Consider the following 21,860-nt stretch of genomic DNA (forward strand, 5'->3'; position numbering starts at 1 on the left):
TACCTATATTATAACGGTAACAGGTAACAATTTCCTAGTATTATTTTACGGAACTAATAAAATCGTGTCTTTTTCAAATAAAACAAACCAAAGATCTTTCTGTTCAGAAAGTAGAACGACGGTAATTGGTTCTTTATCAAGTTCCTTTTTTAGTACAGTTCCATCTTCATTATGAATCTGTAGTTCATACCGTTCAGAATCCACTTCATTAATATTCACTGAAAATGTTGGCTCTTCCTTATTAATATGTTGTTCTTGCCTTTTCGCTTGCCGCAGTTGTGAATCATAATAGGTCCAGGTGTTGTCTGTCTTCAACCAAACCCCATCAGAGACTTCATCCCGTTTTATATCGGTCGGCGCGTCTTCTAAATTCACGGCGTACTGTGTTTCAAAACGATAGTTGTTTTCAATATCTACTTTATAGATAATTAGCATTGGTTGATTTTCATGTTCTTTTACCATGGCTAGCACTGGAGAATGATGTTGTATATTGAATTCTTGAAGAACGACAGCCAGTTGTTTTACCTGTATTTTTTCTGGTTGAACAACAACCACTTCGTTAGTAGGAGTATATTGACTTACAAATAGATAGAGTGTTACCGCAGCAATTGCTGAAATAATGCTGAATCGGATCATTTTTTCCTTGCCTGTTTCTTTATACATCTTCATTCCACCTTGATATAATTCTGAAAAAATTATATCATAAACATCTGCTACTTTATCCTATTTAATAGTCCGCATTTTTTAAGTCCCCAACCTTTTCTAAACTATCCTTGACTTCTTATCCATTTTTCCGATATAATAGCCTTTGTGTAAAATATTGCAGCCTATGTGGTATGCTATGTTGATTCATTCTGTTCCCCGTAACATTTTTACGGAGGTGTATCGTGTAACTCTTTGCTGCAGAGCGAGGATACATGAAAACAAAATGGTCAAGTAGATGAGTCACATCTGTTATTATTTTACAACAAATAATAACATGAAGGAGGAGTCATTCATGGCTCGTTATACAGGTCCAAGTTGGAAACTCTCTCGCCGTCTAGGCATTTCATTAAGCGGTACAGGTAAAGAATTAGAAAAGCGTCCTTACGCACCAGGACAACACGGTCCTAACCAACGTAAAAAGCTTTCTGAGTACGGCTTACAATTACAAGAAAAACAAAAATTACGTCACATGTACGGCGTAAATGAGCGTCAATTCCGTAGCATTTTCGATGCTGCTGGTAAAATGCAAGGTAAACACGGTGAAAACTTCATGATTCTTTTAGAATCTCGTTTAGACAACCTAGTTTACCGTTTAGGTCTTGCTCGCACTCGTCGTGGAGCTCGCCAATTAGTTAACCATGGTCACATCACGGTTGATGGATCTCGTGTAGACATCCCATCTTTCCGCGTGAAGCCTGGTCAAGTAATCGCAGTTCGCGAAAAGTCTCGCAACCTAAGCTCTGTTAAGGAATCTGTAGAAGTAAACAACTTCGTACCAGAATACCTAACTTTCACTGCTGACGCTTTAGAAGGTACGTTCACTCGTTTACCTGAGCGCTCTGAATTAGCTGCTGAAATCAATGAAGCACTAATCGTTGAGTTCTACTCTCGTTAATAGTGATGACCTAGAAAACAGGACGGAATTTACCGTCCTGTTTTTTTTATGCTCTAAAAGGATTTTTCCATTCCATCAACGTGGCATGGTTGCGTGAGTCTTCGTCTTCGAGATAGTTATTGACCACTTTTACAGGGGTTCTTCCACAGTGTAAGAGGAAAGAAATAACGGGGTCTTTGATGTCGCCGTTAACTACTTTTTCTAGGTAGCCTTCTGCTGACATTTCAGCTTCATATTTATGATAGTGCGGCATCCTTCCTCCACCCAATAAGCGTTCTATCCCCAGCTGAATGACCACTTCATACATGGATTGCATGAGCAACTTTCCAAGTCCAAGCTTTCTGTAAGTTGGACGGACGCTAATATCCACTACATACAAAGTGTTACCTTCAGGCTGGTGGTTACGAATATAGCCGTTATCCGTAATTTGTTCCCAACTATGATCAGGTTCACCTGGAGTGTAGATTACACACAAACCCGTCATGGAGCCAGCAATTTCCCCATCAATTTCTACACATAGTGCTCCTTCTGGAAACAAATCCACATGATTCTTTAGCTGTACCTCATTCCACCACAGCTCTGACGGAAATGGTGGCGGAAAACATTCCTGCTGTACGCGGATTAATTGAGCAAAGTCCTTTTCCAGATAGTTACGGATAACAGCTTTTATCGGTTTGTCTTGATCAAAAACATACATTTCTTTTCGATACATTCCCCATCCCTCCTAAAGGTTCATCCACATACAACTAAGTTTACCACCTATTAAGCTAGAGGGTGGAAAAAATGACTGCTTTATCACGTTTGCGATTACTGATACTTTCTATGAAGACTTCTCTTACTTCATTTGCATGTCCTTGAGGTCTTCATACCGTCTATGAAGACTTTTCTCACTCCATTTGCTTGTCCTGGACGTCTTCATACCGTTCATGAAGACTTCTCTCACTCCATTTGCATGTCCTGGAGGTCTTCATACCGTTCATGAAGACTTCTCTCACTCCATTTTCACGACACGGACGTCTTCATAACCTCCATGAAGACTTCTCTCACTCCATTTTCACAACACGGACGTCTTCATAACCTCCATGAAGACCTCTCTCACTCCATTTTCACGACACGGACGTCTTCATAACCTCCATGAAGACCTCTCTCACTCCATTCCGCCTTCACTGAGGTCTTCATCAATAAAGTTTGCGCTAATAAAAAAAGACTGCCCAAGCGGACAGTCCTCACAAAAGATTAGTATTTAATAAGGAAGTATTTCTTCTTCCCTCTTCTTACAACAGTAAATTGCCCCTCAATGCGGTCGCTTTCCCCAAGCACATACGCAAGATCTTGTACTTTCTCCCCATTAATGGAGATAGCACCATTAGAGATATCTTCACGCGCTTGACGCTTAGAAGGTGCGATCTTACTTGCAACCAACAGTTCCACTAATGCAAGCTGCTCCTCGTTCTCCACTGTAAAAGAAGGAACATCTGCAAAACCTTGTTTAATTTCATCAGCAGAAAGTTCAGAGATGGATCCGCTGAACAATGCTTTAGAAATGCGGATTGCCTGTTCTAAAGCAGCCTCACCATGCACCAACTTCGTAACTTCTTCTGCCAGACGTTTATGTGCAGAACGTTTCTCTGGTGCTTCTTGCAGTTCTTTTTCAAGCTCCAAGATCTCAACGCGCGACAAGAACGTAAAGAACTTTAAGTATTTCACAACATCACGGTCATCTGTGTTGATCCAGAATTGGTAGAACTCGTATGGAGATGTCTTCTCGCGATCTAACCAGATTGCGCCGCCTTCTGTTTTACCAAATTTCGTGCCGTCCGCTTTTGTTACAAGCGGAATCGTCAGACCGAATGCTTTGGCATTTTCTTCGGATTTACGGATTAACTCCATACCTGCTGTGATATTTCCCCACTGATCACTTCCGCCAATTTGAAGCTTACACTTTTGATCTCTGTATAAATGCAAGAAGTCCAAGGATTGAAGAATCATGTAACTGAATTCCGTGTAAGAAATACCTGATTCAATACGAGATTGAACGGAATCTTTTGCAAGCATGTAATTAAGACCAAAGTTTTTCCCCACATCACGAAGGAAAGAGATAACGTTCATTTCCCCAATCCAGTCATGGTTGTTTGCAATCACGGCTGGATTTTCTGACGCTGTGAAATCCAAGAATTGAGATAGTTGTCCTTTAATTCTGTTGGACCACTCTACTACGATGTCAGATGTATTCAACGTACGTTCTGCTTTCTTACCGCTAGGATCGCCAATTAAACCAGTTGCCCCTCCAACCAATGCGATAGGATGATGCCCTGCCTGCTGGAATCTTCTCAAAGTAAGAATCGGCAGCAAATGTCCGATATGCAAACTATCCCCTGTTGGATCAAAACCAGAGTACAACTTCACCTTTTCCTCTGTTAAAAGCTTCGTCAATCCCTCTTCATCCGTAATCTGATTCACTAACCCTCTAAACTGCAAATCTTCTAATAAACTCATCGTAATATCTCCTTTTTTGTTTAAATAGAACACAAAAAAACCCATCCCTCCTGTAAAAGAAGGGACGAGTTTATACGCGGTACCACCCTAATTGAAAAGCAGACAAAGCCGCTTTCCCACTCAAAAATGTAACGGTTCTCACCGTCTCCTGCTACTAAGCCAAAGTGCGGCCTTTCCCAAAAGATGCTCGAGGAGGTAATTCATCCAAACAGGTGTACTGATTCTCACCAACCATCAGCTCTCTTTAAGCATGCCTATTTGTACTACTTATTCCTGTCTTAGCACATTCTATAACTAATCAAAAATTTATATAAAGTCTTTTTACCATAAAAAAGAGTATCATGTCAACAGAAACACAAAGAAAATTTTGGAAGAAAACAAAAAGTTTGTCGCTATAAAACCGCAATATGCTATAATTAGTATGATTTGCCGGGGGGTAGATAAAATATGTCAAACTACGACAAGTTCAAAGAAAAATCACAGACCTTTTTTCAACTTTTCATAAATAATAAGACGAAAAAAGGCGCCAACATTACATATTTAGTAGTGTGGAATCTCATTCTTGTTTTTCTCGTCATCGGAGTGATCGGCGTATCATTCGCTGGCGGTGCAGGTGCAGGTTACTTTGCAGCTCTCGTCAAAGAAGAGCCAATCCGTTCTTACGAAGATTTGAGAAAAAACATTTACAACTACGAAGAATCTACAGAAATGTATTTTGCCAATGACGTTTATTTAGGAAAATATCGAGCAGATCTACTTCGTGAAGAAGTGTCCCTAGATAACGTATCAGAGCATTTAATTAATGCACTTGTCTCTACAGAAGATGAGTACTTCTATGAACATGAAGGGGTCGTACCAAAAGCCATCGTTCGTGCCCTTGTTCAGGAAGTAACAAATTCCGCTAATCAAACTGGTGGAAGTACATTAACACAACAGTTGATCAAGAATCAAATTTTAACAAATGATGTCTCTTTTGATCGAAAAGCGAAAGAGATACTCCTTGCCCTTCGCCTGGAGAACTATTTCTCGAAAGAAGAGATACTTGAAGCTTACCTAAATGTTTCTCCTTTTGGTAGAGATTCAAACGGTAGAAACATTGCCGGAGCTCAAACAGCAGCAGAGGGGATTTTTGGTGTTGACATCAGTGAATTGTCCATTCCACAAGCTGCTTTTATTGCAGGACTTCCACAAAGTCCATTTGCCTATACTCCTTTTACTCGTTCAGCGGAAGTAAAAACTCCTGAAGGACTAGAAGCAGGTCTTGATAGAATGCGATATGTACTTTACCGTATGCACGCAATGGGACATATTGATGATAATCAGTATGAAGAAGCACTTGCTTATGACATCACAAAAGATCTAGCAGATCCTACTAGCAGTGCCATTGAAGAATACCCGTATGTTGCATTTGAGATAGAACAACGTGCGCAAGAAATCATTGCAGAGCAACTGGCTTTAAACGATGGCTACGAAAAAGAAGAGTTAGACAGTAACGAACAATTACTTGGAGAATATTTGCAGTTGGCGGATACAACGCTTAGACAAAAAGGCTATGTTATCAAAACAACAATCAATAAAGACATTTATTCGAAAATGAGACAGATTACACAGGAGTTTCCTTACTTCAATGAAACAAAGGTATATTCTTATGAAGAAGAGACTGACCCTGAAACAGGAGAACTGGTAGCAAAAAACGCAGAGCAAGTAGGGGCCTTGTTGATGAATAACAAAACTGGCGCAATCATCAGTTTTGTAGGAGGAAGAGATTTCAAAATCAAGGACTTAAACTTCGCCACCAACACTTGGCGTCATAATGGGTCTACTATGAAGCCGTTACTTGGATATGCACCTGCTTATGAAATGGGGACACTCCAACCAGGTAGCATACTTGCGGATACACCGTTGACCGTGCATCTTCCAGGGCAAGATCCGTGGTCACCGAACAACTGGAATAACCAATTCAACGGTCTTCAAACAGTACGACAATCTGTGGCACTATCCCATAACTTAGCGGCTATTCGAGGATATATGGAAATTCTACCTCAACGTCCGATGGAATACTTATTCAAACAAAACTTTTCAAAACTAACCCAGGCCGATGCTGCAAACATCTCGGCAGTTCTTGGATCACCTTCTGTCGGGGTTAGTGTAGAAGAAAATACGGCAGGTTATGTAACATTTGCAAATGGTGGAAATTACGTTGAACCATACTTAATCGAAAGTATCAAAACAAAAGATGGGGAAGTCATCTATGAGCATAAAGTAGAACCTGTCGAGATTTATTCTCCCCAGACTGCATATTTAATGATAGATACTATGCGTGATACTTTTAGAAGAGGTACTGCAAACGTAGCAAGAGACCATATGCAATTCAGTTCTGATTGGGCCGGAAAGACAGGTACCACACAGGATACACATGATATATGGATGATGGGTTCTAATCCAAATATTACCTTTGGTCTATGGATGGGGTATGACGAGAGACATGTATTAAAATCAAATAGCGGTAGAACCCCTACCCAAAGAAGCCAAATACTCTGGGCACAGCTACTAAACGGTGCCTACGACATCAACCCTGAATTAATCGGCCCTTCCGGACAGTTCCAAATGCCAGGCGGAATCGTTCGCCGCAGCTATTGTAAACTGTCAGGTTTGCTACCATCCACCCTTTGCCAAAAAGCAGGTCTAGTTGGAGAAGATATTTTCAATGCAAAATACGCTCCTACGAAAACGGATGATAGTTTAACAACAGGAAAATATGTTCGAATTGGGGACATTGCCTATGCACCTTTAAGTTCAACACCTTCTGAATTTGTAAAAGAAGGACCAATGATTAAACCGGATTTCTTGAAGAAACTTCAACTGGATAGCTTGGAAGAACTCGCTAAATACATGAAAGATAAAACTCTCTTTGATGGATTGACGGTACTTTCTGAGGATCCTCTACCAGCTAACGGTTCGGCACCGAAACAAGTTGGGGGTGTGAACGTATCCGGTTCCACTTTAACGTGGGCAGCAAGCTCACAAAAAGACGTTATTGGTTATTACGTTTACTATAAAGAAAACAGCGCAAGTTCCGCACGTAGAATTGCTTCCGTGCAAGCTGACAACAACATGAGCACCAAGATCTCTCAAAAATCCGGATTTTTCTATGTCACTGCAGTTAATGCCAGTGGTAAAGAATCTTCTCCATCCAGCTCAGCAAAGCTTGGAGACCCGGATAAAAAAGAAGAACCGAAACCAAAGCCAAAGCCAGATCCTAAACCACCTTCCAATGGTGGTGGCGGTAATGGAGACGGTGGTGGAAACGATGGTGGAGGTAATGACGACGGTGGTAACGGCGACGATAACTCTACAGATCCTCCACCAGATGATAGTGGAGACGACGGAGAAGATTAATTCTCTGCGATAAACCTAAAAGGCACTTACCCACATGGGTAAGTGCCTTTTTCATTATGTCAAAGCTGCGTTTTGTCTTTTCTTATTACTCCAGTTGCCAGCTACAATAAGAATTACTAATGACGTTGTTATGAGAGTTCCGTGCAGAATGAGTACCATCTGCGGCATTGTAAGACCTTTTAACAAAATTGGGGCAACGACAAAACCAAGCGCAAACCCTAATGACTTCAGCAGCATCCCTACGGCAAAAACCCTCCCTCTTATGTAATTTTCCGACTTCTGAAGAATGCTTGCATGTAAAGTAGTAAAACAAGCATCAAAAATCCCTGTAAAAAACGCAAAAATTAATATAACGCTAACAATTGTATTCGATAAGAAAATAATAAAGCCGAGTGACATGAACATAGCCGATAAGAAAAATACAGAAAAAATTTTTTCACTTCTAATAATTTTTAGTTTGGGTATGGTGTACGTTCCAAGAACCGAACCTATTCCCCAGACACCCCAAATCATGCCGTAATAGAAGCTTTGACGATCTCCATTTATCTGTTCCGCTAATAAAGGAATCCCCAGATTATGTGAGCTACCTGCAAAAGCACCTACCAGAAATACCACATTAATCATTAAAAGCATTGGTGCTAATTTCAGGTAACGGTACACCTCCCTTGTATCCCTGAAAACGGACAAAATATTATTTCTAAATCCGCTGACAATCTCCTTGTTTTTCTTAGCTGCAGTAGCATCCCACTTCATTCTCCAAAGCACAAAACCAGATAACAAATATGTACCTGCATCAATTATCAACGTATACTTATATCCTAAAACTTCCGTTATAACACCTGCACCAATAAATCCAGTAACAAGGCTTATGGATGTCAATCTCGCAATAAGCGAGTTCGTTTCAAGAATTTTATCTTGGCCGAATATTTGCGGAACCTCCGCACTAAAACTGACCATAAAGAAGCTACTGATAAATCCGATTAAAGCAGATACCACCAGAATCATTACTGGATCAGGAAAGGGGATTAATAGAAGAATCAGACCCGCTCTCAAGATGTCCGTCACAAGCATGATGGTCTTTCTATTCCATTTATCTGCCGCTACTCCACTAACTAAGCTGGCCAGAACACCCCCAATTGTTCTAGCCGCCATTGTTGCAGCCAGCCAGACAGGACTCCCAGTTGCTGCATATACGACTACATTCAATACAATCAAATCCATAAATGAACCGAAGTCAGATAATGCTTTTGTGTATAAAAATAATTTGTGTTTTCCCATCACGGTTTCCCCTACTCTCTCTGTTCTGTATCTATAGTACTCTTGTTGAGGTTTATTTCGCAATACGAAATTTTAAAAATTGTATAATTTTTTAACTACCTTTTTTATAGGGAGAGCTTCTACCAGTTTTGTACGACCTTCTACCTTTTCTGGATAACCTTCTACAACTTTCAAGCGACCTTCTACCTTTTCCAAATCACCTTCTACAATTTTCACGCAACCTTCTGCCTTTCAACAAGGTCCGACACACCGTACCTTCCCCAAAACAAAAAAAACAACAACCCACCGCTAAAACGGCAGGTTGTTGTCTCCAAACAAAACTTATTAATCCTCCATCGTAGACAAATCACCAGTTGGCAGATCTAGCTCCCATGCTTTCAACACACGACGCATAATCTTACCACTACGAGTCTTTGGAAGCTTGTCGCGGAATTCAATTTCACGTGGTGCCGCATGTGCTGCAAGCCCGCGTTTCACAAATTGACGAATCTCCTCTTTCAGTTCGTCACTAGCTGTATGGCCGTCACGTAGTGCAACGAACGCTTTAATGATTTCACCGCGGACCGGGTCTGGTTTCCCGATAACTCCAGCTTCTGCAACAGCAGGGTGCTCCACAAGCTTGCTTTCCACTTCAAAAGGTCCGACACGCTCACCTGATGTCATGATAACATCATCGATACGGCCCTGGAACCAGAAGTAGCCTTCTTCATCCATATAAGCCGAATCACCGGAAACGTACCAGTCACCTGGCATGAAATAGGACTCGTACTTCTCTTTGTTGTTCCAGATCGTGTGCATCATGGACGGCCAGCCTTTTTTAATAGCAAGATTGCCCATGCGATATGGTGGAAGTTCGTTTCCTTGATCGTCCACAATTGCCGCTTCAACTCCCGGAATAGGCTTGCCCATGGATCCAGGCTTGATTTCCATTGCTGGATAGTTACAAATCAATTGTGCACCTGTTTCAGTCATCCACCATGTATCGTGGACGCGGAGATTAAACACTTTTACGCCCCAACGGATTACTTCAGGGTTTAACGGTTCGCCGACACTCAGGATATGGCGAAGAGAAGATAGATCATACTTTTTCACCACTTCGTCTCCTGCTCCCATCAACATACGGAATGCTGTTGGTGCGCTGTACCATACAGATACGCCATAATCCTCAATAGTCTCATACCATGCTTCCGGTCTGAAACGGCCGCCAACAATAACATTGGATGCTCCTACAAGCCAAGGTCCGAAGATACCATATGCCGTTCCTGTTACCCAACCTGGGTCAGCCGTGCACCAGTACACATCTTCTTCTTTAAGATCCAATACCCACTTAGCTGTTTGGTAGTGCTGAATCATGGCATTATGAACATGTAGCACTCCTTTTGGCTTCCCAGTGGATCCGCTTGTATAATGAAGCACCAAGCCGTCTGTCTTTTCCACCCATTCCACTTGAAGCTTTCTGCTTGCTTCCTTCATACGGGAGTTGAAATCGATGAAAGGTCCTTCCTCTTTCACATTTTCCCCTACTAGCACAACATGCTTCAGTGCAGGCAGATCATCTAACGGAATACGATTTAGCAGTTCTGGTGTAGTAATGATAACTTTTGCTTCACTGTCCTCTAATCGGTCCTTAACTGCGCCTTCCATAAATGCCTCAAACAATGGACCGACAATCGCGCCAAGCTTGATCGCTCCAAGTGCTGCAAAATATAATTCAGGGGAACGTGGCATGAAAATAAAGACACGATCTCCTTTTTCCACATCGCAAGTCTGTTTTAAAATGTTACCTGCTTTGTTGGACATATCTTTCATTTCCTTGAACGTATACTTTTCATCACGTTCCGGATCACGGTAATATAGTGCTACTTTATTTTTTCGAGCAGATTCTGCGTGACGGTCGATGGCTTCATGAGCGACATTCACTCTTCCCGTTTCAGAAAAACTGAAGTTTTTTTCTACCTCTGACCAGTCAAAATTTCGGTAGGTTTGTTCATAGTCTTCTAGATTGTAGTTCCCCTTCGTTACTGGTAACGCTTCCACTTTCATCCACAAACACCCCTTATGTATATTTCTACAACACTATTATAGTACAGAAAGAATTTTTTCTCAATTTTTTAAAAATTAATAGTATTGCATGAATAATTTTGTGTTTTCTAGTAGACTAGAGATAGAGTGAGATGAAAGCGTTTTAATTCACTTGTATTTTTCTAGTAAAATGAGAAAATATCATTAGAAGATTACTAATATTCTTGTAGGTAAAAGTAGGTGGAGAGTTAGATGGAACACAGAAAAACGTATAATGCAAAGGAAATCAGAACGAAAAATAGCCGCTTGATCATTGAAGGACCAGTAACACCCGAGAAGCTGGCAAGCTATGAGTTTCATAAAGACCTTGTTGCATTTAGACCTCCGGAACAACAGCGTAAGGCCTTGATTGAAATTGCAGGCCTTCCAGAGGGACGAATCATCATTGCAAGAACACACGATACCATTGTAGGCTATGTTACCTATCTCTATCCTGATCCGATGGAAAGATGGTCAGAGGGGAAAATGGAAAACCTTATTGAACTTGGTGCCATTGAAGTAGTGCCGGAAGTTCGCGGTAGTTCAGTTGGTAAATCCCTGCTTCAGGTTTCTATGATGGATGACATGATGGAAAACTATATTGTGATAACAACCGAATATTATTGGCACTGGGATTTAAAAGGTACGGGACTTAATGTCTGGGAGTATAGAAAGATAATGGAGAAAATGATGAATGCCGGCGGTTTGGAGTACTATGCAACCGACGACCCTGAAATCAGTTCCCATCCTGCCAACTGTTTAATGGCCAGAATCGGCAAAAATATTAACCAGGAATCTGTACAGAGATTCGATCAACTTCGCTTTCACAACCGTTTTATGTACTAGCATATAATGTCTTAAACGTAACTTGTTTTACAAGGAGGAAAGACCATGATTGTAGAAAGAATTATGAAGAAAGATGTTCATACATTACTGCCCACAGATACGGTGGAGCAAGCTCTTCATCTTATGGAAGAAAAGAATATCCGTCATATTCCTATTGTAAATAATAATCAGCAGTTGGTTGGGATAATATCTGATAGGGATGTTCGAAACGGGCTCCAGGCAGCATTATATGAAAATAGTGCCCAAGAGGACCTACAGCAGCCTCTATCCAAAGTAATGAAAACAAATCTATTAACAGGACACCCCCTGGATTTCGTTGAGGAGGTTGCCGCGACTTTTTATGAATATAAGATTGGTTGCCTTCCAATCATACAAGAATCCAAACTCGTAGGAATTGTTACAGAGACGGACCTGCTCTATACATTTGTACAATTAACAGGAGCAAATCAGCCGGCATCACAGTTCGAAGTAAAAGTCGAAAATATTGCCGGGAAGCTTGCAGAAGTAACCTCCATGTTAAAGAAACGCAAGCTAAATATCCTTAGTGTGCTTGTCTACCCTCATCAAGATGAGCAGTTCAAAATTCTTGTCTTCCGTGTTCAGACGATGAATCCTACAGGTGTCATTCATGACCTGCAGGAAGAAGGCTATGAAGTACTGTGGCCAAACTTGCCGGGTGTAACCTCATGAAAAAAGCGGTCTTTGTGTATTCGGATGATTTTCAGACCTATAAGTTCAATGAAAACCATCCCTTTAATCAACTAAGAGTTAAACTCACTTATGACTTGCTACAAAAGAGCAACCTGCTCTCTAGTCAAGATATCGTTCCACCGAGAATGGCTACTGATGAGGAATTAGCGCTCATTCATGATCCGCGCTATATTGAGGCTGTTAAATTGGCTGGAAAAGGGTTATTGCCTAAAGAAAAAGCAAACAACTATGGGCTCGGTACAGAAGATACACCTATATTTCCTAATATGCACGAGGCCAGTGCACTGCTTGTCGGCGGAACGTTAACAGCTGTCGATCAAGTCATGACAGGAAAATCCGAACATGCCTTAAATCTAGGTGGCGGGCTGCATCATGGTTTCAGGGGAAAGGCATCAGGATTTTGTATTTATAATGACACTGCCGTGGCCATTAAGTATCTTCAGGAAAAGTATGGAGCAAGAGTTCTCTACGTAGATACAGATGCCCATCACGGCGACGGTGTGCAATGGGCTTTTTACGAGGATCCCAATGTCTGCACCCTTTCCATCCATGAAACAGGACGTTATTTATTCCCTGGGACGGGTAATGTGAATGAACGAGGGCAAGGGGACGGATATGGGTATTCTTTTAATATACCCCTCGACGCCTTTACAGAGGATGACTCTTTCTTGGAGGTTTATGAACAGTCACTTACAGAAGTGGCTAATTTCTTTAAACCAGATGTCATTTTAACCCAAAATGGTGCTGATGCTCATTATTATGATCCACTTACCCATCTGTCCACTTCTATTAAAGTGTATCAAGAGATTCCAAAGCTTGCTCATAAAATAGCCCATCAATATTGCAAAGGGCGATGGATTGGTGTTGGAGGAGGCGGCTATGATATTTGGAGAGTCGTTCCAAGGGCATGGTCTCATATTTGGTTAGAGATGATGGAAAAGAACAGTATGCACGGTTCATTGTCAGAAGATTGGATAAACGAGTGGAAAGAAAAGGCACCTGTTCCGTTGCCTTCCACATGGGAAGACCCTCAGGATCTATATAAACCCATTCCACGAAAACAGGAAATTACGGAGAAAAATAAACAGCTCCTATCAAAAGCACTATATCCTATAAGCCACCTGCGGACTGATAATAATTCACAGATTGGATAAAGAAAAACCAGCACTACGCCGATTAGCGTGAAGAGCTGGTTTTTCACATGTTCAGTTTACAATTTCTTCTTTTTGAGGATCGGAAATGACGATCTCTACTCTTCTATTCTTCTGATAGTTAGCATCTGACGTATTCTCTACAATCGGCCTTGTATCGCCATAACCTACGGCAATAAAGCGCTCAGGATCTAAGTCATGGGAGTCCACCAAATATCGAATGACACTACTTGCCCTCGCTGCAGATAGTTCCCAGTTAGAAGGGAACTTTTCTGTTGAAATCGGTCTGTTATCGGTATGTCCTTCTATTTTGACCAAGTTAGGAATTTTGGTTAATAATGTTCCTACTTTATCGAGGAAAGGGTGCGCAATAGGAAGGATTCTTGCTTCAGCTGTCTCATATAAAACTTTTTCCTCAAGCACAAGGACAATCCCGCGCTCTGTCCTGTTGGCTACTACTACATCCTCGAGGTCATTTTCAGCTAAAAATGTTTGTACTTCAACAAGCAATTCTTGCAAACTATCTTCATTCGCTTGTGCTTCTTCCTGGTTTTTTGAAACATCTTCTTGGTTATTGGTCGATTCTGTATTTACAGAGAAATCTGTCGGGTGCTCAAATGGTACAGCGGAAGGATTATAATCCAAGATGTTCACTTGCTTGAACGACTCTGCTACAGCTTTAAATTTCACCAAGTCTATTTGTGACATAGAAAATAATAAAATGAAAAATACTAATACAAGCATAAAGAGGTCGGAAAACGTGACCATCCACTTTGGTGCACCACTTTCAACAGACACCTTTCTTTTACGGCGCTTCATTGAAAGTTCTCCTCCAATGTTTCAGCTACTGCTTCTTCTTTTCTTTCCCGATCTTGATTGGAAAGGAAAGCAGATAGTTTTTCCTCCAAAATTTTAGGATTCTGTCCAGATTGAACGCCGATAACCCCTTCAATAATAATTTGTTTTAAAAATACTTCTTTTTCTGTCTTATTTGCAAGTTTACTAGCCATCGGGAGAAATACAAGATTTGCTAAAAGTGTTCCATACAACGTAGTCAGAATAGCAATGGCCATATTTGGTCCAAGGGTGGTGGGATCGTTTAAGTTTTTCAACATTAGGACCAATCCAATCAACGTACCGATCATCCCCCAAGAAGGAGCATAATCGCCTGCTTTTTCCAGGATGCTTCTTCCCTTCATATGTCTTTCTTCCATTGCTGAGATTTCAGCATTCATGATGTCATGGATTACTTCAGGTTCCACTCCATCCACTGCAAGCAGAACGCCCTTTTTAATAAAATCATCTTCTACATCTTCAAGTTCCGCCTCGAGAGCTAATAGCCCCTCTCTTCTAGCTCGATCTGATAATCGGACAAATGTCTGAATTAAGTTTGGCAGTTCATTTTCTTGTCGGGAAAATGCTGCTTTCATTACGGTAGGCATTACTTTCATTTCTTTTAGGTTAAAGGTAATTAGTAGCGCTCCAAGTGTTCCTCCAATTACGATTAGAAACGAGGGAAAATGCAAGAAGCTGCTTGCACCGCTGAATCCAGAGTTGTTAATGATGCCGAATAATATCATTGCTAGACCGAGAACGAGACCTATTGGTGTTAACATATCAAACTTTTTCATACTTTCTCCCCTGACCTTAAACGCTCTTGTTTGTTTTTTATTGATTTACTACACTAACTCCCAGTTTCCTTCCGTTTCAGGTGGTCGCTTTCCGCGGGACGGTGCTTGAGCCTCCTCGGCTTCTCCTGTGGGGTCTCAAGCTACCGTTACTCCCCCGCTGGAGTCTCTCACCTTACACGCCAGTCAACTGGGGAAAGTGGATTAATCAATTGATTGACATTTTTAGATAAAGAAAGAGGACAAACTTTTTTGGTGGTTGTCCTCTTCTTTTACTATCTATATCGACAGTTTTTTTATTTTGTTGAGCGTCTAAATTCAATTCTATGTGGAAGTACGACAGTTTGATCTTCCACTTTCTCTTTATTCATAAATTTCGTAAGTAGTCTCATGGCTACTGCCCCGATGTCATACATTGGTTGTACAACTGTAGAGAGCTGCGGACGGACCATCGTAGCAAGTCTTGTGTTATCGAATCCAATTACTTCAATGTCTTCCGGGATGTTCAATCCGTTGTCTTGAGCACCATGGATGACTCCTAAAGCCATTTCATCCGTTCCAACAAAAATCGCAGTTGGGCGGTCTTTCAATGCGATAAGTTTTTCTACCGCTTCTATTCCGGAATCGTACGAATAGTCACCTTCTAAAACAATCTCCTCATCATAAGAAAGACCCGCATCTTCTAGTGCGCGTTTATAACCAGTCAGTTTTTTCTCTCCATTGATCGGTTCTTCAAAAAGACCTGACACGTAGCCCACTCGTTTATGCCCTTTTTCAATTAATGCGGTTACAGCATCAAAAGAGGCTTGTACATAATCAATAGTTACAGATGGCACTTTGTTGTCTCTTTCAATGGATGCAGCCAATACAATTGGAACTGGTGATCTTTCAAACTCAGCTGCCAACTCTTCTGTTATGTTCCCACTCATGAAAACAATTCCATCCACTTGTTTGCCAAGCATCGTGTTTAACAGGTGTAATTCCTTGTCTACATTTTGGTCGGAGTTGCTTAAAATGATATTGTATTTATACATCGTTGCTATATCTTCAATTCCGCGAGCTAACTCTGCATAGAAGATATTGGAGATATCAGGGATAATAACTCCTACTGTTGTGGTTTTTTTGCTTGCCAGTCCTCTTGCTACTGCATTTGGACGATATCCAAGCCTTTCAATCGCTTCCAATACTTTTTTTCTTGTGGTTGGTTTTACATTCGGGTTCCCGTTTACTACACGGGATACCGTTGCCATGGATACATTCGCTTCTCTGGCAACATCATAAATTGTTACATTCATTCACACACACTCTCCTTCTATATACATGCATCTATGTAGGGCAATATTTAATAATTTGTTCTGTAGAACACCGCTGTTGATTTCCGCAAATGGCTTCGCTTATCCAGGGGCGACCTTGAGCCTCCTCGGCAAGCCTGCGGGGTCTCAATATTGTCGCTACTGTCCCGCCGGAGTCTTCGCCTTTTGCTCCAATCAACAGCTGGGATACTTCAACAACTTCCATAACACAGCCAATAAGATAAATTTGGCAAAATAACGCATTTATCTAATAATCATACGTTATTCTAAGCAGACAAGCAATGAATTTACTATACTCCTGCTTATATCTTTTGCTAAATGTAAACTTTTTATGAAAACTAATGAAAACAGACAAAGACGAGCGTTTAGCGCGCTCGTCTTTGTTGAAAATCGATTAAGATTTGTATGCGTAATGACTGCGTAGTTCCGTAATGAATTCGTTGAACTGATCAATGTCCATTTGTTGTGCAGCATCAGAAAGTGCTACTGCTGGATCAGGATGAACTTCAGCCATAACTCCATCTGCACCTATTGCAAGTGCAGCCTTTGCCGTAGGCAATAGAAGATCTTTTCTACCAGTGGAATGTGTTACATCCACAAATACAGGTAAGTGAGTTTCTTTCTTTAAAATTGGTACTGCAGAAATATCTAATGTGTTACGTGTCGCTTTTTCGTAAGTTCTAATTCCACGCTCACATAAGATGATTTGATCATTACCTTGAGCGATAATGTACTCAGCTGCATTGATGAACTCATCAATCGTAGCTGCAAGTCCTCTTTTTAGAAGGACCGGCTTTTTCACTGCACCAGCTGCTTTCAGTAGCTCAAAGTTTTGCATGTTACGGGCACCGATTTGAATGACATCTACGTAATCGCATGCAACTTCAATATCAGCTGGGTTGATGATTTCACTGATAATTGCCATATCAAACTCATCACCAACACGTTTTAAAATTTTTAAGCCTTCCAATCCGAGTCCTTGGAAGTCGTATGGAGAAGTTCTTGGCTTAAATGCTCCACCACGTAGAAGTTTTATTCCTTGTGCTTTTGCAGCTTGAGCCACTTGGGCAACCTGTTCATAACTTTCAACGGCGCAAGGGCCAATGATGAAGTTTTGAGATCCATCGCCAATTTTTACTCCTTTTACTTCAACCACCGTATCTTCTGGTTTTTTCTTACGGGAAACGAGCAGTGCTTTTCTGTGATCATCTTTTTGCAGTTCAAGTCCTGCTTTGAATATTTCTTTGAATATATGCTGTAAAGTGGAAGTTTCGAAAGGTCCATCGTTATGTTCCGTGATTAAGTCTAACATTTTTCTTTCACGGACTGGGTCATATCGATTCACACCTTGCGCCTCTTTAAGCTTTCCAATCTCTTGGACAAGCTCACCGCGCTTGTTGATAACCTCTAATAGTTGTAAGTTTAGTTCTTCGACTTGTTTTCGCAAGGCGTCTAATTCGTTATGACTCATATAATTTCATCCTTTCTGTATTTATAACAGTACCGAGTTGTGGTACATTTCTATTATTAATTAGTTATTATAAACGATGACTTTCTGATTGTCACGGATTTTTTCTTTATTAATTAAACGCTTTTAAGCGGTAAAGTATTATATGATGCTACATAGGGATGGTGAATCTTTTTTGATTTTCGCATTAGATATTGGGACAAGATCAGTAGTTGGCCTGCTGTTAGAACAAGATCAGAGTAAGTTCCGTATTAAGGATATAGTAGTAAAAGAGCACGAAGAACGGGCCATGTTAGATGGTCAAATTCATGATATTTTGGCAGTCTCAAAAGTAATTACATATGTGAAAGAAAAGTTAGAAGAAAAACATGGACCATTAAAAAAAGTATGCGTCGCTGCAGCAGGACGGGCATTAAAGACTCAAACAGCCTACGCGATACAAGATATAAAAGGAAAGGCATTGTTTACGGAAGACGATATATTCTTATTAGAACTTTCTGCTGTTCAAGAGGCGCAAAGAAAGTTACTCCAAGAAAGTGAAATTGACTATATTAATCAGTATTTCTGCGTCGGATATTCAGTGCTTAGGTATTACTTAGATGAAGAAGAAATAGGCAGCCTGCTCGATCAAAGGGGGGAAAAAGCATCAGTTGAAATCATTTCGACCTTCTTGCCTAAAATTGTAGTAGAATCATTGATTTCAGCCCTCCAACGCTCTGATCTTCAACTTGAGGCACTGACACTTGAACCAATTGCGGCTATTAATGCTCTCATTCCTCCTTCTATGAGAAGATTGAATGTTGCCTTAGTAGACATTGGTGCTGGAACATCTGATGTCGCAATCTCTATGGATGGGACCGTCACTGCATACGGAATGGTCCCTGTTGCAGGAGATGAAATTACGGAAGGTTTGAGTGATGCATTTCTATTAGACTTTCCACAGGCGGAACAGGCAAAACGAGACTTGCTCCATTATGAGGAAGTTACTTTTACCGATATTCTTGGCTTTCAACAAACCCTTTCCAAACAGGAAATGGTAGATCAGATTTTCTCATCCATTGAAAAACTCGCATCCTCTATCACAAAGGAAATAAAGAGGCAAAATAACCAGATAGCACCCAAGGCAGTCATGCTTGTTGGAGGCGGAAGCCTAACCCCCTCCTTGCCTTCTCTCATCGCAGAAAAACTGGGCTTACCCGAAAATCGAGTGGCAATTCGTGGAGTTGATGCGATCCAACAATTGGATCAAACAGACATTCCTGTACAAGGACCTGAATATATCACACCTGTAGGGATTGCCATTGCCGCAAAGGAAAAGCCAATTGAATATGTTTCTGTTACTGTTAATGAGCTCCCCGTTCGTTTATTTGATGTAAAAAAATTGACCATCGGAGACAGCCTTTTAGCTGCTGGTATCAGTATCAACAAATTGGTTGGAAAGCCAGGCTTGGCATTAATGGTAGAAGTGAATGGAAAAAGTATGACATGCCCAGGAAGTTTTGGAGAGGCACCTAAGATATTAAGAAACGGGCAGCCTGCTCAAAGCTTCGATCCAATTGAAAACGGCGATGTCATTTTGGTGGAAAAAGGTGTGGATGGAAAATCAGCCGCTCTAACTATCACGGAGGTTATAGGGTCAGCGTTACCTACCATTTCAGTTTCTGTGAACGGCCTTTCTAAAACGATCAATCCCAGCATACTCCTTAACGGTCAACCTACTGCTTTAGAACAACCACTCGCAGACCGTGACAAGGTTACTTACGCTTATCCGGATACCATAGGAGAGCTCCTTATACAAAACTGTAATATTGCAGAGCAAGATCTAGAACCGTTTTACCTATTCATCAATGATGAAAAAACCAACCTATCACCCTTTTCTGTCCAAGTTAAAAAGAATGGAAAACAAGTGTCAATAGATGATCATTTTTCAACTGATGACAATATCGTATGGGAAAAAGGAAGCACACCTACAGTAAAAATGCTTTCAATTGTTCAGCAGTATGAAACAAAAGAAGAAATAGCAGTAACTTACAAAGGGAAAAAAGTTGTTTTGAGTAAGGTGTTGCTTGAATTTTATCGAAATGGGCAGTTGCTTTTAGAAGAGGATTTATTAAACAGAGGCGATCATTTACAAGTGATGGTCAGACGCAAGGAGCCATTCATTTTCCAAGATATGTTTCGCTTCGTAGACATCGACAGACCACAAGGGGCCGGATCCTTTATATTAAAGAAAAATGGAACGGAAGCCTCCTTCTACGATTTTATCGATCATGGAGATGAGTTAGATATAGAGTGGAAAAGCAAACTTCTTGAAGCGAACATAAAAGATAAAGTTTGATCATTATTAGTCCAAAATAAAACGAACGTGCAAAGTCGCACGTTCGTTTTATTTTACATTCTCTTGAAGGGAAGAATAAGTTATCTTCCAGTGAGATGCATTCCAAGCAACTTTTCCATCTTTAAAAAGCAAAGCTTGCGGTGATTCATGCTTAACATCAAATGTCTCCGCGATGTGATTGGAGAGCGGTCTAGCTTCTTGGACATTCAAATAAAAACATGGAACCTGATTTTGGTCTGCTACAAAGTTCTCGAATTCTTCGAATGCAGCATGACTGATTGGACAAGTTGTACTGTTTTTGAAAAACAAAAAAGTCTTATTTTCTTGGACGATTTGATCGAATTCTTCTACAGATTGTACGATGGTTTTACTCATACTTGACACCCTTTCTATATGAATTATGTAAATTAAAAACGGCGAAGTTATCATACCACTTCGCCGTTTTATTCTCAAGTTATGAGATTGCTTATTTTTCTTCTTTGTCCTCTTCGCTTGCAGATAGCTTTTTCTCTACGTCTTCTAACGCAGCTTTTGTATCTTCAAGTCGCTTCTTCACTTCATCCGTCATTTCATCAGATTCTGTTTCGATAGCAGTAGCCGCTTCTGAGATGATATCTTGAACCTGCTCTTGCAGCTCCATGGATACATCGCCATTTTTATCACGCAATTGTTTTACCTTATCCATCACTTGTTGTGTTTGATCAGTAATGGCCTTAGTCAACTGGTTTTTCTTATCTTTTGCAGTTTCAGCTAATTCAGTAGTATATTCAGTAGCTTGAACCTTCCAGTTATCTGTTCTTTCTTTTAATTGAGTCGCCTGGTCCGTGATATCTTCACGAAGCTCTCTACCGGATTTTGGAGCCAGGAACAATGCAGTTGTAGCTCCCACAATTCCACCAATAAGTGTACCGATTAAAAAGTCCTTCGTATTAATACCGTCAGTGTTCGTGTTCATCTCTTTCTTGTTCTCTTCGCTCATTTCCGATTCCTCCTCAAATTTTGTTGATTTTGTTTTTCTGTTTTCTCTCATTCCATTTGTCAACAAGCTCCATTGCTACATTGGACCACTGAACTACTTGCGACACCTTATCTTGGTTTTGATCTAGTTGTTGTGCAACATTATTAGATAAACGTGAAACGGAATGATTAAATCCTTGAATGGAAGTTCCAACATCCTTTACAGCAGTTACAACCGTATTAAGTTGTTGCGACTTGTCTTGAATGTCGTCCATTAATACATTGGTTTTATGTAATATCTGCTCAGTCTCGGATGTAATCCCTTGCATCTGTTTTTCAATTCCACCTAATGTACCGGCAACTTGATTTAAAGTGCCTTGCACGGAAAGAAGTGTTTTTGAAACAAAAATAACCAATATTAAAAAAGCAATAGCTACAATAATTGCGCTAATGTAAAGCAACTCACTCAACGTGACACCTCCTGGCTGCTGACCTACATACTTACTATTTACCCCACTTACTACAGTTTAAACATTCTATACTCTGTTTTATTCTAGGACAAAAGGAAAATCCCTTCAAAAATTTAAAGAAAAATAAAAAAATATTACTAATAT

19 protein-coding genes and 1 other annotated feature are annotated in these 21,860 nt (G+C 40.6%); of the genes, 6 read left to right on the forward strand and 13 right to left on the reverse strand.

Annotation, left to right across the window (positions count from 1 at the left end; translation table 11 throughout):
* Positions 1-45: 45 nt before the first annotated feature.
* Positions 46-663, reverse strand: coding sequence for a hypothetical protein (locus FZC76_RS09155; RefSeq protein ID WP_148987910.1), 618 nt, complete (start codon positions 661-663; stop codon positions 46-48).
* A 334-nt stretch (positions 664-997) separates the two neighbouring features.
* Here FZC76_RS09155 and rpsD point away from each other — a divergent pair, with 334 nt between their 5' ends.
* Positions 998-1,600: a 30S ribosomal protein S4 gene (rpsD, locus tag FZC76_RS09160; RefSeq protein WP_148987911.1), complete on the forward strand. Its 603-nt coding sequence runs from the start codon at positions 998-1,000 to the stop codon at positions 1,598-1,600.
* A gap of 46 nt (positions 1,601-1,646) precedes the next feature.
* Here the strand turns inward: rpsD and FZC76_RS09165 are convergent, their stop codons facing one another.
* A complete protein-coding gene (locus FZC76_RS09165) occupies positions 1,647-2,312 on the reverse strand; it encodes a GNAT family N-acetyltransferase (RefSeq protein WP_148987912.1) in 666 nt (221 codons plus the stop codon).
* A 524-nt stretch (positions 2,313-2,836) separates the two neighbouring features.
* Entirely contained in the window at positions 2,837-4,096 is a 1,260-nt protein-coding gene (gene tyrS, locus FZC76_RS09170; RefSeq protein WP_148987913.1) for a tyrosine--tRNA ligase, read from the reverse strand.
* Between the two features lie 57 nt (positions 4,097-4,153).
* Positions 4,154-4,385 (reverse strand) — a binding site (T-box leader).
* A gap of 158 nt (positions 4,386-4,543) precedes the next feature.
* Between tyrS and FZC76_RS09175 the strand changes: the two genes are divergently transcribed.
* Positions 4,544-7,495, forward strand: a complete 2,952-nt coding sequence (locus FZC76_RS09175) for a transglycosylase domain-containing protein (protein ID WP_148987914.1) — start codon at positions 4,544-4,546, stop codon at positions 7,493-7,495.
* A 54-nt stretch (positions 7,496-7,549) separates the two neighbouring features.
* On the opposite strand, the gene FZC76_RS09180 is transcribed toward FZC76_RS09175, so the two are convergent.
* The 3 genes from FZC76_RS09180 to acsA all read right to left on the reverse strand — a co-directional run bounded on the left by FZC76_RS09180 (position 7,550) and on the right by acsA (position 10,816).
* Positions 7,550-8,773: an MFS transporter gene (locus FZC76_RS09180; RefSeq protein WP_148987915.1), complete on the reverse strand. Its 1,224-nt coding sequence runs from the start codon at positions 8,771-8,773 to the stop codon at positions 7,550-7,552.
* A gap of 72 nt (positions 8,774-8,845) precedes the next feature.
* Positions 8,846-8,989 (reverse strand): hypothetical protein, encoded by a 144-nt coding sequence (locus tag FZC76_RS22975; protein ID WP_187442007.1) that lies wholly within the window; start codon positions 8,987-8,989, stop codon positions 8,846-8,848.
* A 108-nt stretch (positions 8,990-9,097) separates the two neighbouring features.
* Positions 9,098-10,816: an acetate--CoA ligase gene (gene acsA, locus FZC76_RS09185; RefSeq protein ID WP_148987916.1), complete on the reverse strand. Its 1,719-nt coding sequence runs from the start codon at positions 10,814-10,816 to the stop codon at positions 9,098-9,100.
* A 231-nt stretch (positions 10,817-11,047) separates the two neighbouring features.
* Between acsA and FZC76_RS09190 the strand changes: the two genes are divergently transcribed.
* From FZC76_RS09190 to FZC76_RS09200, 3 genes are read left to right on the forward strand one after another with little or no spacing between them, the layout of a single operon-like run.
* The gene (locus tag FZC76_RS09190) at positions 11,048-11,680 is read left to right on the forward strand and encodes a GNAT family N-acetyltransferase (RefSeq protein WP_148987917.1); all 633 of its coding nucleotides are present in this window, start codon (positions 11,048-11,050) and stop codon (positions 11,678-11,680) included.
* A 45-nt stretch (positions 11,681-11,725) separates the two neighbouring features.
* Positions 11,726-12,370, forward strand: a complete 645-nt coding sequence (locus FZC76_RS09195) for an acetoin utilization AcuB family protein (protein WP_148987918.1) — start codon at positions 11,726-11,728, stop codon at positions 12,368-12,370.
* Positions 12,367-13,545 (forward strand): acetoin utilization protein AcuC, encoded by a 1,179-nt coding sequence (locus FZC76_RS09200; protein WP_148987919.1) that lies wholly within the window; start codon positions 12,367-12,369, stop codon positions 13,543-13,545. The genes FZC76_RS09195 and FZC76_RS09200 overlap by 4 nt, the downstream gene beginning before the upstream one ends.
* Positions 13,546-13,596: 51 nt before the next feature.
* Here FZC76_RS09200 and motS read toward each other — a convergent pair whose 3' ends face one another.
* The 4 genes from motS to FZC76_RS09225 form a co-directional block, all read right to left on the reverse strand.
* Positions 13,597-14,361, reverse strand: a complete 765-nt coding sequence (gene motS / locus FZC76_RS09205; protein ID WP_148987920.1) for a flagellar motor protein MotS — start codon at positions 14,359-14,361, stop codon at positions 13,597-13,599.
* Positions 14,358-15,173: a flagellar motor protein MotP gene (gene motP, locus FZC76_RS09210; protein WP_148987921.1), complete on the reverse strand. Its 816-nt coding sequence runs from the start codon at positions 15,171-15,173 to the stop codon at positions 14,358-14,360. The genes motS and motP overlap by 4 nt, the downstream gene beginning before the upstream one ends.
* Positions 15,174-15,466: 293 nt before the next feature.
* Positions 15,467-16,465: a catabolite control protein A gene (gene ccpA / locus FZC76_RS09215; RefSeq protein WP_148987922.1), complete on the reverse strand. Its 999-nt coding sequence runs from the start codon at positions 16,463-16,465 to the stop codon at positions 15,467-15,469.
* 412 nt (positions 16,466-16,877) lie between these two features.
* Positions 16,878-17,954, reverse strand: coding sequence for a bifunctional 3-deoxy-7-phosphoheptulonate synthase/chorismate mutase (locus FZC76_RS09225; protein WP_148987924.1), 1,077 nt, complete (start codon positions 17,952-17,954; stop codon positions 16,878-16,880).
* A 142-nt stretch (positions 17,955-18,096) separates the two neighbouring features.
* Between FZC76_RS09225 and FZC76_RS09230 the strand changes: the two genes are divergently transcribed.
* Entirely contained in the window at positions 18,097-20,289 is a 2,193-nt protein-coding gene (locus tag FZC76_RS09230; protein ID WP_148987925.1) for a cell division protein FtsA, read from the forward strand.
* Positions 20,290-20,337: 48 nt separating this feature from the next.
* Here the strand turns inward: FZC76_RS09230 and ytxJ are convergent, their stop codons facing one another.
* The 3 genes from ytxJ to FZC76_RS09245 all read right to left on the reverse strand — a co-directional run bounded on the left by ytxJ (position 20,338) and on the right by FZC76_RS09245 (position 21,716).
* Positions 20,338-20,664, reverse strand: coding sequence for a bacillithiol system redox-active protein YtxJ (gene ytxJ, locus FZC76_RS09235; RefSeq protein ID WP_148987926.1), 327 nt, complete (start codon positions 20,662-20,664; stop codon positions 20,338-20,340).
* Positions 20,665-20,755: 91 nt separating this feature from the next.
* Positions 20,756-21,268 carry a YtxH domain-containing protein gene (locus FZC76_RS09240; RefSeq protein WP_148987927.1) on the reverse strand — a complete coding sequence of 171 codons (513 nt, stop codon included), beginning with the start codon at positions 21,266-21,268 and terminating at the stop codon, positions 20,756-20,758.
* Positions 21,269-21,281: 13 nt separating this feature from the next.
* Positions 21,282-21,716 (reverse strand): DUF948 domain-containing protein, encoded by a 435-nt coding sequence (locus tag FZC76_RS09245; RefSeq protein WP_060664737.1) that lies wholly within the window; start codon positions 21,714-21,716, stop codon positions 21,282-21,284.
* Between the last annotated feature and the right edge of the window lie 144 nt (positions 21,717-21,860).

This window comes from Sutcliffiella horikoshii, from assembly GCF_008180725.1.
GTDB lineage: Bacteria > Bacillota > Bacilli > Bacillales > Bacillaceae_I > Sutcliffiella_A > Sutcliffiella_A horikoshii_B.